This window comes from Ohtaekwangia sp., from assembly GCF_036568665.1.
Classification (GTDB): Bacteria; Bacteroidota; Bacteroidia; order Cytophagales; family Cyclobacteriaceae; genus Ohtaekwangia.
In genome coordinates this window covers 1-11,126 of record NZ_DATCSD010000408.1, presented here as the reverse complement: position 1 = coordinate 11,126, position 11,126 = coordinate 1, and the positions used below count along the sequence as shown (strand labels likewise).

Genomic DNA, 11,126 nt, shown 5'->3' with positions numbered 1-11,126 from the left:
GCTTCCCGTTATCCATAAACAATTACAGCAGTATAAAGAGAACAACAATAAAGTGCGCGAAGACTTTATTGTAAAAGAGTTTGTGCTCGATCCATTTACAGGCATGGCACAGCGCGATGATATAAATAATACATGGAGTGAAACCCGCGATGCCAACTCACGCGCGGCTGTATATGCGCCTACTATTATGGCGGTGCTTATTTTGCTGATCGCCTGTTTCAACATGACCAATACATCCATCGCTATATCTTCCCGAAGACTGAAAGAGATTGGTATACGCAAGGTGATGGGAAGCATGCGCAGCCAGTTGATCTTTCAATTTATAGGAGAGACCCTGTTCATCTGCTTTCTGGCATTGGTGATTGGTCTTTTCCTCGGAGAAATATTATTGATGTCGTGGAATGCATTGTGGATTGAAATGAAACTTACTTCGCATTACCTCGATAATCCATCATTCCTGTTCTTCCTGATAGGTGTACTGTTCTTTACCGGGTTGATTGCCGGAAGTTACCCGGCCTTCTATATCAGTGGCTTTGAACCGGTGGGCATTTTAAAAGGTAAATTAAAACTGGGCGGCACCAATATATTTACCCGCGTGCTGCTGTGCCTGCAGTATGCTATATCGCTGCTGGCTATCGTAAGTTCCATTGCTTTTTACCAGAACTCGGTATATCAACGTGAGTTCGATCTTGGGTTCAACCAGCAAAGCGTGATCATCGCCTATGTAGAAGATGGCAACGAATATGAAACTTATCGCAACGCTCTGCTTCAAAACAAAGATATAGTCTCCATTGCGGGCTCGAAGCACAGTGTATTCTCATCACGCTATCGCGACCCGATCAAGCACGAAGCAAAACAGTTTGAAGTAGATATCATTGATGTAGGTGATGATTACCTCAACACCATGGGCCTTACGTTAGTAGAAGGCCGCGACTTCCAGAAAGATTCTGAGACCGACCGAAAAGAATCGGTGATTATTACACAGAAGCTCGCAGAAACATTTAAGTGGGATAAACCGCTGGGTAAAGAAATACTTTGGCATGATACCACCAGGCTATATGTAGTGGGAGTTGTAAAAGATGTATTCACCAACGGACTGTGGGCAGAACTTAACCCGATGATGATTCGCTATACTGCACAGGAAAATTATACCCACGTGATTGTAAACTCACCGGTAGAAAAACTCACTGATGTAAATGCCTTTATGGAAAAAGAGTGGAAGCAGATCTTTCCCAACCGCTTATATAATGGCCGCTACCTGAACGAAGAATTGAAAGAGTCGCTTACGGTAAGTGATAATATAGTAAAGATGTTTGTGTTCCTGGGTATAGTGGCTATGATTCTGTCGGCTACCGGGTTGTTCACACTGGTATCACTTAATATTATCCGTAAGATGAAAGAGATCGGTGTGCGCAAGGTATTGGGAGCTTCTATCGGCAACATAACCCGCATTATCAATACAGAGTTTGCTATTATCCTGTTTATTGCTTCGTTGCTTGGCTGTGCCTTCAGTTATTTTCTGGTAGATCTGCTCATGGATAGTATCTGGGATTATTACCAGAATACAACTACTATAACCTTTGTAGTCTCCGTTATTTTGATGTTCTTTATCTCGGCTGTAACCATCGGATATAAAGTTTTCAGTGCAGCATCCATGAACCCGGTGAGTACATTGCGAGACGAATAATCCTGTAACCCAAATTAATAGTATATATGTTCAGTAACTATTTCAAGGTAGCATTTCGGAATATCCTGAAGTATAAATTCTTTTCGTTCATCAACATCATCGGGATGACGATCGGTGTCTCGGCATGTTTGCTGATCATCCTGTATGTTTCTGATGAACTGAGCTTTGACAAATTTCACAGCAAGGCAGACCGGATGTACCAGATGGCTTTGCACGGAAGAATAGCCGGTCAGGAAATATATACTTCCACCACCTGTCCGCCCATGGCAGCAGCGCTGGTAACCGACATACCGGAAATAGAAGAGGCTACCCGCCTGGATGGTTACGGACTGGCAGCAGTAAAGTATGGCGAGAAAGCTTTTACAGAAGATAAACTCTTTTATGCAGACTCTAACTTCTTCCAGTTCTTCAGTTTCAAATTGCTCGAAGGCGATCCGAAAACTGCATTGAAAGAACCGAACTCGATCGTATTTACCGAAGAGCTGGCCACTAAATATTTCGGCAACGAACCGGCTATGGGCAAACTGGTAACCGTGGGCAATGATGCTGCCACCTATAAAGTTACCGGTATAGCGGCCAATGCTCCCAGCAACTCGCACGTGATCTTTACCGGGCTTATCTCTGCCAGCACTGCAGAACATTTGAAGAGCACGATATGGCTGAATAACGGCATGTATACTTATTTTATTCTGCACGAAGGTGCAAGCCTGGATGCAGCCACAGAGAAATTTAAAAACCTGGTGGTAAAATATGTTGGCCCTGAACTGGAGCGATTCATGGGAGTTACCTTCAAGCAGATGGGAGAGCAGGGTGGTGCCTATGGTTATTTTGCTACAAAAGTTACAGATATACATCTGCGCTCAAAAACACAGCATAACATTGAGCCCTCGGGTAACATTACGTATGTATACTTCTTTGCCGGTATAGGTATATTTATCATTGTTATAGCGTGTATCAATTTCATGAACCTCTCAACAGCTCGTTCAGCTGGCCGTGCAAAAGAAGTAGGTTTACGAAAAACACTCGGCTCGCTGCGCGGACAACTGATCGGCCAGTTCCTGTCTGAGTCCATGATCTATAGTCTTATTGCCATTGTGCTGGCACTCATGGTATGTTATTTCCTGTTGCCGTTCTTCAATACGCTTTCCGGTAAATACCTGGGCATGGATGTGTTTCTGACACCGACATTTATACTCGGCATTGCAGGGCTCGTTGTATTTGTAGGCTTTATAGCCGGAAGCTACCCAGCCTTCTACCTCACCTCGTTTAGTGTAGTGGAGGTATTGAAGGGTAAAGTACGTTCGGGCATGAAGAGCGGAAGCGTGCGCAGTACACTGGTGGTTTGCCAGTTCGCACTCTCTATTTTCCTGATCATCTTTACTACTGTAGTATATAAGCAGATCACGTTCATGCAGGAACGCAACATGGGTATAGATAAGCACAACGTGCTGATTGTGCAGAATGCCAGACGACTCGGTAAAAACCTGGAAGGCTTCAAGAACACGGTGAAGCAACAGACCGGTGTAGTACAGGCGAGCTTTACAAACAACAATTTTCCGGGTGTAAACAATACTACGGTGTTCAAATCTTCCGGTGATGAGCAGGATCACATCATGGGAGTATATTTTGCTGATTACGATCATAAGGATGTGATGAAGTTCGAGATGAAAGAAGGTCGTTACTTCTCACGCGATTTTCCTTCCGATTCTTCTGCTATACTTTTAAATGAAGCAGCCGTAAAAGAATTTGGTTTCAGGAACCCATTGCAGGAAGAGATACTCTATAATGATGATGGTAAACTGGAGCATCTGAAGATCGTGGGTATATATAAAGATTTCAATTTCGAGTCGATGAAAATGAAAGTGCGTCCGCTCGCGATACGACTGATCGATAACTCCAGCCAGTTGATGATTCGCTATGAAGGCAGTTCGAGCGCGATGATTGCATCGATCGAAAAGATATGGAAGCAACAAGCTCCTGGCGAACCGTTCGACTATAATTTTCTGGATGAAGACTTTGATGAGTTATTTCGCGTAGAACAACGGATGGGCCAGGTGTTCAGTGTCTTTTCAGGATTGGCCATCTTTATAGCGTGTCTCGGGTTGTTTGCACTTGCAGCGTTTACAGCAGAGCAGCGCACCAAAGAGATCGGTATCCGTAAAGCACTCGGTGCATCACCCGCGGGATTGATTATTCTGTTGTCAAGAGAGTTTACCAAACTGGTGATCATCGCGTTTATACCGGCTGCTGTTGCCGGATGGTTTGTAGTCAATAACTGGTTGAGCAGTTTTGAATATCGCGTGGAGGTAAGCCCGCTGGTATATATAGGAAGCGGTATAGCAGCCATTGTTATAGCATGGCTTACCGTAAGCTATCAATCGATAAAAGCGGCCGCTACGAACCCGGTAAATTCGCTTCGGTACGAATAGCCAAATATACTTTTCAACCTATAAAAAGCTGCGTTTCTGCTTTAGAAATGCAGCTTTTTTGTTTCAATATTAAGTTTTTAATGGGGTGGTAATGCTCTGGTAACGTTTCGTTAACTTAGAGCTTCAACTTAGAGTTTATGGAGAAGACAAAAACATCCAAGAAGGCGTTGCAAAGCCTGATCAACGATTCGATGCGTGAAGCGATCAGTCACCTGGAATTACCGGAAGCGTCAAAGCGAGTAAAAAAATTACTGAACCGTAATTCCAAGAAACTGGCTGAAGTTTACACCGACATTCTGAAGCGTGAGCAAAAAAGGAAAAAGAAAGCGGAGAAGTTTATGGAAGACGCTGTGAAAGGCAAAGGCAAGAAAAGCAAAAAGAACAAAGCTGAGAAGGAAAAAGCTTAACAGGCTATTTTCTTTTAATGCTCAGAACGACCCTGGATTATGCCGGGGTCGTTTTGTTTTAGAGAGCCGTTATCCGTTAACAGACTCTCCGGATAACGATTAACGATAACGAATAACTGCGCAAGAATCGGTTTGATAACTTGCAAGCAGCGCAAGATGTTTGTACCCGATATATAGGTATATATGATACAACGCGTTCAATCCATATTGCCACGGGAAGGAGATGTGCAGTTCTTTCCGGAGTTCTTTTCACAAAACGAAAGTGATCGTTATTTCGAAGAGCTGCAGCACTCGATCGACTGGCAGCAGCGCCCCATAAAGATATATGGTAAAGAGTTGATGCAACCGCGCCTCACGGCCTGGTATGGCGATGAAGGTAAATTATATAGTTACTCCGGCATTACGCTCACTCCGTTGCTATGGAACGATACATTACGGCAGATCAAACAGCGTATTGAAACCATTGTCCCGGTAGTTTTTAACAGTGCATTGCTCAATCTCTATCGCGACCAGCACGACAGCATGGGGTGGCATCGCGATAATGAAAAAGAGTTAGGGATAGATCCGGTAATTGCTTCCGTTAGCTTTGGTGCTGCACGCACATTTCAGTTCCGGCATTATTACGATAAGAAAGAAAAGCTTTCGCTGGAACTCACCCATGGAAGTTTGCTGCTCATGCAAGGTAAAACGCAGCACGCGTGGGAACATGGTTTGCCCAAGCGAACCAACGCAACGGGTATGCGCATAAACATCACCTTCCGGGTGATAAAAGATTAAGAAGCATAGCTATATACTTGGAAGTTGTTACGAACGCATCAGGGCGCGGTAGCGTTCACGGTCTTGCAGGTATTCGTAGATCACAACGTTCATCAAAATGAGTAGCATGCCGTAGAATACATCTTCGAATGGAATAGTGCCCATGCGTATGCCGAGATTTTCCTGGTCGTTATACCACACCACTTCACTTTCTATAAATGAACCGGTAAGTATACCATTCACCAGAAAGAAGGGGATGAGTATAAATGCGTAGGCAACATAAAAACGCCCCATATAGCGAGGCTTGAGTTTAAGCATCTGAAAGGCCAGAAAAAGTCCCAGAAAAACAAACGTAAGACCGGTATATAATTTCTCAAAGTAATACATACCCATTACCAGCAATACCAGGATCAGTGCAGACGAGATCAGCTCCTGGTGAGGGAAGAGGTAATCTTTCTCGATCAGGTGATTTAAGGCGAAGTACGTAAATACGCAGGCGTAGGGTATACAGATAAAGAACAGAATTTCTTCAATGGGCAGCACGCCTACATATATACCGGAGAGGTAACGCTGGTTGAACCCCCACACGCGTATGTGGGTAAATATCTCGTCCCACGCAATGAAGAACAGTGCAGTGACCAGAATAGCTGGAATCAGATATTTCCACGTCTTGTAAAAAGGCGCCTTCGAATAAAAACTTGCCAGCAAAGGAAAGGCAAGAGAAGCAATATCAATGATGAGGTAGAGATATTTTTCCATGACTCGGTAATGGGCGCATTTAAATGAAGACAGCTATTAGGCGAAATGAAAGACGTATTACGGGTGAACACTCGTTCTCCGACTTTAAATATAAGTCTTTCAGGAATTTCACAAATGCTGATGAGCCGGTTTTATTCACGATGAGCAAGGTAGGTAGGTTAAAATGATGTATGATTTGGAATGACTATTTCTTTTTTTAAGCGCGCCAAAATATGTATACCTGTATCGTGCTATTGTGTTTCCTGGCGGTCTTTCCGGAAAGAAAATTTCTTTGGTTCATATTTTTTTGGAGCGTATAAAAAACCAAAAGCTTCACATCCTTCTTTGGTGTGTTTACTGTGATGCACGTAGTGCGCATGGATCATCCGTTGTAAGTACCGGCTCTTTTTTTCTGGACGCCACCGGATGCGCTGGTGCACGATGATATCGTGAAAGATAAAGTAGAACACACCGTAACAAAATATACCAAACCCTGCTGCCAGCATGTAAGGATTATAGACAACAAGTGTGTAGTAATAGAAAAGGAAGATAGAAGGTATACTGAACACTACAGCAAAAAGATCGTTGCGTTCCAGTGCTTCGTCATGCACGGTGTGGTGAGACCGGTGCCACACCCAAAGAAATCCATGCATTATATACTTATGCGTAAACCAGGCTACAAACTCCCAGAAGAGAAATGTTCCGACCACAATCAGTGCGCATAGTATAATGGTTATCCAACTCATGGTTACGCAGATTTAAGGATGCTGTTTTTATCCGTTGGAAAATGCTTGCCCAGTATAGCAAGACGATACTCAAAAATACGATGAAGTGTACGCTTCACAAAAAGCCAATTGGCAAAGCGCCCGATAAAACCCAGCGGAATGGCATAGTGTACTTCGTCTGTCATCTCAACGCCACCCGGCACTTCTTTAAAATGATGCTGATGATGCCACAGTGCGTATGGCCCAAAGCGTTGCTCATCTATAAAATAAGAGAGCTCTTGCAGGTGTGTGATCTCGGTAGTCCAGTTTACTTTTATGAAAGGAAGTAACTGTATCTTATACCGGATGATCTGCCCCGCATACATCTTCTCACTGCCTGAAACAGAAAGTATAGTAAACTTCAAATGCGATGGTGTTATTTTTTCCAGATTCCGTGGCGTAGCAAAAAACTCCCATGCCTGTTGCAGCGTGATTGGCAAAACCTGAGTTTGTTTCAGTTGATATACTTTCATGCAGTTTGTCTTTTACTCCAGTGCTGTTTTATAGGCATGTAGCACACGATCGCGCGCCATCTTGTGATTCACCATCGGAGCTATATACTCCGGTGTACCCGCTTCGGGCACCCACTTCCTGATATACTTCCAGTCGGCATCAAACTTTTCAGTCTGTAATTCCGGATTGAATACGCGAAAGTAAGGCGCAGCATCACAGCCCGAACCTGCTGCCCATTGCCAGCCTCCGTTATTAGAAGCAAGATCGTAGTCTAAAAGTTTTTTAGCAAAGTATGCTTCGCCCCATCGCCAGTCGATCAGCAAATGTTTGGTAAGAAAACTGGCCACGATCATACGCACACGGTTATGCATAAAACCTGTTTCGTTCAGCTCGCGCATACCTGCATCTACAATCGGGTAGCCTGTTTGTCCATCACACCAGCGTTGAAAATCGTTCGGATCATTTTTCCAGGCGATGTTGTCGTACGCAGGCTTAAATGCTTTTGTTACCACGGTTGGAAAATGATACAGGATCATCGCATAGAAGTCGCGCCATATCAGTTCATTGAGCCATACTTCGTTTCTTCGCTTCGCGATCTGCACCAGTTTCCGGATGCTCACGGTTCCAAAACGTAAATGTATACTTAGTCGTGTGGTGCCTGCCATGGCAGGAAAGTCGCGCTGCTTATCATACTTTTCAATCACCGATATTTTTACCACACGCTCCGGAAATATAGCATGCGTTTCCTCAAAGCCGATATCCTGTAAAGACGGTATAGCGATGGGACTGATTTTTTTAAAGCTGTCGAAATATTTCTCCGAAGGATAGCTCTTCATGTAAAAGGCGTTGAGCGTTGCCTTCCACTTTTTGCTGTAAGGAGTAAATATCGTATAGGGTTCACCATTGTCTTTTACTACTTCCTGCTTTTCGAAGATCACCTGGTCTTTAAAAGTTTTGAACGTAACCTGTTTTGCTTCCAGTATCTTTTGTACCGCTGCATCGCGGCTAATAGCGTACGGTTCGTAATCGTGATTGGTATATACTGCTTTCGGATGAATGCTTTTATAGAAATGCACAGGATTGTCATATACCACCAGCAGCGAAGAACCCAACGCTTCCAGTTGTTGCTGCAGGTGTAGTAATGATTGATGAATAAAGTCAACACGTTTATCAAACTTGTCTTCCAGTTCATCGAGGATTACTGTATCGAAGATAAATACCGGCAACACGTGCTCATTGTTCCGCAGTGCGTGGAATAGACCCGCATTATCTTCCAGCCGGAGATCTCTGCGAAACCAGAAGATTGTTGTTTGTCGGTCAACGACTTGTTGTGCAAGAGTGTGATGGTTGTTTTTCAAAATCGTAATGGTCAATGCATGAAAATTGCACCGCTGCTATATAACAAGCACGTTTACATAGTGTTCAGGTTTGGGTGTAATGAAAGAAAAAACAATCAGGCCGGTAGCAGCGAAAGCTCTGGGTGATCGAGGATCAATTTAAACCAATAGGTGTACCGGTCAGGATGTTCGGCAACATCACGTTTCAACGTGGGCATATCTATATACTTCCACGCCTCTACTTCTTCGGTATTGATAACGGGTTCACCATCATATACTGCGACATATACATGGTCGAGTTCGTATTCCGTTAAGCCATGATCGAGTGCCGCTTTGTAAATAAATTTATAGGCGTACTCGGTTGGCAAATCAATTCCCATTTCCTGTTTCAGCTTTCTTCGTGTTGCCTGTTCCATCGTCTCTTCAGGCAACGGATGGCTGCAGCAGGTATTGGTCCATAAACCACCGCTGTGATATTTGGAGGCTGCGCGTTTCTGCAGCAGTATTTCTCCTTTCGGGTTGAAGATAAGAATAGAAAAAGCCCGGTGCAGAATGCCTTTTCGGTGCGCTTCCAACTTCTCCATCGTGCCAATGGCATTGTCCTGCTCGTCTACCAGAATAACTTTTTCCATCAGAGCATATTAAGTTGATGTTTTACAAATGAGTAGGCGAGGAGTCTTGCTTTGTGTCTGTTACGGATTCTTATTCGGCTTTTCAACACGTTTTCTGACGGTGTATTTTTTATTTTCTTGAAGAGGGCAAGGTAATAAACATACGCCACATATACACCGAACCTGGCCGATCGGGGTAATTGTTTTATGCCGATGTAGCCATGATGGAAATCTTCCGCTATGCTTTCTTCAATTTTCTTTTTGCATGTTTCGTTAAAATGACTCAGGTCGATCCCCGGAAAGTATGTGCGGCCCATCTCTATAAAGTCGGCTTTAAGGTCGCGTAGAAAATTTATTTTTTGGAAGGCCGCCCCCAGACTCATCGCGTGGGGTTTTAATGTTTCGTAGCAACTGTCATCACCCTGGCAAAATACACGCAGGCACATCAAGCCTACCACCTCTGCCGAGCCCAGTATATATTCCTTAAAGGTATCGGCAGTATATTCTTTCTTTGACAAATCCATTTCCATACTCCTCATAAATTGTTCGATGAGTGCATCTTCAATATGAAAATGATTTACCGTTGCCTGAAAACTGTTGAGTATAGGATTGAGGCTGATCTTATCGCGTATAGCGGCATACGTATCTTCACGAAAGCGCTGTAATAGTTCTGCTTTGTTATAGTCGTGGAAGGTATCAACAATCTCATCGGCAAAGCGGACAAAGCCATATACCGAATATATTGGGTCACGAAACTCTTTTGCCAGGCAAAATATACCCAGCGAAAAAGAGGTGCTATAGGCATTGGTGGTTATGCGACTGCAACGGATGGATACCTTGTCGAAGAGTTCCTTCATATAATCAATTTACAAATTCCTGATGTTTTTTGATAAGCTCACGCGCCACCACTTCGCCCGATATAATCGATGGTGGAACACCGGGACCGGGAACTGTGAGTTGTCCTGTATAAAACAGGTTACTTACCTTTTTGTTAACAATAGAAGGTTTAAGATTCGCGGTTTGCCATAAAGTATTGGCCAGGCCATAAGCATTTCCTTTAAACGCATGGTAATCGCCTATAAAATCGCGATGCGCATAGCTGCGTTTATATACTATATGGTTGCGAATGGACTGCTGCGTTAAATGTTCTAACCGCGACAGCACGATGTCAAAATATTTTTCGCGTATAGCTTCGGTGTCTTCCAAACCGGTAGCAACGGGTATAAGTATAAATATATTCTCGCAGCCAGGAGGTGCCACGCTGGCATCAGTCTGCGAAGGACAGGAGATATAGAACTGCGGTGCCGTTGGCCACTGTGGATTATCATAAATCTCTCGCGCATGTAAACCAAAATCCTGATCGAAGAATAATGTATGATGAAGAAGTCCTTTGAGCTTTTTATTGATTCCAAGGTAGAAGATCAGGCTTGAAGGCGCCATTACGCGCTTTTGCCAGTAAGCCTCGCTATACCTGCGGTGCGAAGCAGGAAGTAACTGCTGTTCTACGTGATGGTAATCGGCACCGGCTACTATATATTCAAACGGACGGAAGGCTCCGTTCACGATCAGTCCTTTGGCTTTGGTGCTATTTAGCGAGAGTTGTTCAACAGCACTGTTAAACTCAAATGTCACGTTGAGCGATTTTGCCAGCGATACCATGCCTTCTATAATTTTATACATACCGCCTTGCGGATACCACGTGCCGAGTGCCATGTCGGCATAGTTCATCAAGCTATACAAGGCTGGTGTTTTTTCGGGAGTGGCTCCGAGGAAAAGTACAGGAAACTCCAGCAGCTGAATCAGTTTTTTTTCTTTGAAGAATTTACGGATATAGGTAGCTATAGATTGGAAGACATGCAGGCGAAGTGCATTCTTCATCAAGTCAATACTGAGCAGTTCTTTAACCGACAAACCGGGTTTGTGCACCAGGTCATGTATACCTAT

The 11,126-nt window shown here is 43.9% G+C and carries 11 protein-coding genes; 4 read left to right on the top strand and 7 right to left on the bottom strand.

All coding sequences use genetic code 11. From position 1 onward, the window contains the following. The 4 genes from VIN08_RS23950 to VIN08_RS23935 form a co-directional block, all read left to right on the top strand. Window positions 1-1,687, top strand: a 1,687-nt coding sequence (locus tag VIN08_RS23950) for an FtsX-like permease family protein (protein ID WP_331970872.1), incomplete at its 5' end; no start/stop codon positions are given. Between the two features lie 26 nt (window positions 1,688-1,713). Then, window positions 1,714-4,116, top strand: coding sequence for an ABC transporter permease (locus VIN08_RS23945; RefSeq protein ID WP_331970869.1), 2,403 nt, complete (start codon window positions 1,714-1,716; stop codon window positions 4,114-4,116). 137 nt (window positions 4,117-4,253) lie between these two features. Continuing rightward, the gene (locus VIN08_RS23940; RefSeq protein ID WP_331970866.1) at window positions 4,254-4,523 is read left to right on the top strand and encodes a hypothetical protein; all 270 of its coding nucleotides are present in this window, start codon (window positions 4,254-4,256) and stop codon (window positions 4,521-4,523) included. Window positions 4,524-4,706: 183 nt separating this feature from the next. Beyond that, a complete protein-coding gene (locus VIN08_RS23935; RefSeq protein WP_331970863.1) occupies window positions 4,707-5,300 on the top strand; it encodes an alpha-ketoglutarate-dependent dioxygenase AlkB family protein in 594 nt (197 codons plus the stop codon). Window positions 5,301-5,327: 27 nt separating this feature from the next. On the opposite strand, the gene VIN08_RS23930 is transcribed toward VIN08_RS23935, so the two are convergent. The 7 genes from VIN08_RS23930 to VIN08_RS23900 form a co-directional block, all read right to left on the bottom strand. Then, window positions 5,328-6,038, bottom strand: coding sequence for a lycopene cyclase domain-containing protein (locus VIN08_RS23930; RefSeq protein WP_331970860.1), 711 nt, complete (start codon window positions 6,036-6,038; stop codon window positions 5,328-5,330). Window positions 6,039-6,268: 230 nt separating this feature from the next. Beyond that, window positions 6,269-6,763 carry a beta-carotene hydroxylase gene (locus tag VIN08_RS23925; RefSeq protein ID WP_331970857.1) on the bottom strand — a complete coding sequence of 165 codons (495 nt, stop codon included), beginning with the start codon at window positions 6,761-6,763 and terminating at the stop codon, window positions 6,269-6,271. 2 nt (window positions 6,764-6,765) lie between these two features. Next, window positions 6,766-7,254: an SRPBCC family protein gene (locus VIN08_RS23920; RefSeq protein WP_331970855.1), complete on the bottom strand. Its 489-nt coding sequence runs from the start codon at window positions 7,252-7,254 to the stop codon at window positions 6,766-6,768. A 12-nt stretch (window positions 7,255-7,266) separates the two neighbouring features. Then, window positions 7,267-8,592: a deoxyribodipyrimidine photo-lyase gene (locus VIN08_RS23915; protein WP_331970854.1), complete on the bottom strand. Its 1,326-nt coding sequence runs from the start codon at window positions 8,590-8,592 to the stop codon at window positions 7,267-7,269. A 95-nt stretch (window positions 8,593-8,687) separates the two neighbouring features. After that, window positions 8,688-9,203: an isopentenyl-diphosphate Delta-isomerase gene (gene idi, locus VIN08_RS23910; protein ID WP_331970853.1), complete on the bottom strand. Its 516-nt coding sequence runs from the start codon at window positions 9,201-9,203 to the stop codon at window positions 8,688-8,690. Then, window positions 9,203-10,039, bottom strand: coding sequence for a phytoene/squalene synthase family protein (locus VIN08_RS23905; RefSeq protein WP_331970852.1), 837 nt, complete (start codon window positions 10,037-10,039; stop codon window positions 9,203-9,205). The genes idi and VIN08_RS23905 overlap by 1 nt, the downstream gene beginning before the upstream one ends. A gap of 4 nt (window positions 10,040-10,043) precedes the next feature. Next, window positions 10,044-11,126 (bottom strand): phytoene desaturase family protein (locus VIN08_RS23900; protein WP_331970850.1); only part of this gene is annotated, 1,083 nt, incomplete at its 5' end.

What these genes read in the sequence shown, in the direction of transcription:
- VIN08_RS23935 (WP_331970863.1), top strand. Translation starts at nt 4,707, where the DNA reads ATGATACAACGCGTTCAATCCATATTGCCACGGGAAGGAGATGTGCAG.
- VIN08_RS23905 (WP_331970852.1), bottom strand. Translation starts at nt 10,039, where the DNA reads ATGAAGGAACTCTTCGACAAGGTATCCATCCGTTGCAGTCGCATAACC.
- VIN08_RS23920 (WP_331970855.1), bottom strand. Translation starts at nt 7,254, where the DNA reads ATGAAAGTATATCAACTGAAACAAACTCAGGTTTTGCCAATCACGCTG.
- VIN08_RS23940 (WP_331970866.1), top strand. Translation starts at nt 4,254, where the DNA reads ATGGAGAAGACAAAAACATCCAAGAAGGCGTTGCAAAGCCTGATCAAC.
- idi (WP_331970853.1), bottom strand. Translation starts at nt 9,203, where the DNA reads ATGGAAAAAGTTATTCTGGTAGACGAGCAGGACAATGCCATTGGCACG.
- VIN08_RS23925 (WP_331970857.1), bottom strand. Translation starts at nt 6,763, where the DNA reads ATGAGTTGGATAACCATTATACTATGCGCACTGATTGTGGTCGGAACA.
- VIN08_RS23945 (WP_331970869.1), top strand. Translation starts at nt 1,714, where the DNA reads ATGTTCAGTAACTATTTCAAGGTAGCATTTCGGAATATCCTGAAGTAT.
- VIN08_RS23930 (WP_331970860.1), bottom strand. Translation starts at nt 6,038, where the DNA reads ATGGAAAAATATCTCTACCTCATCATTGATATTGCTTCTCTTGCCTTT.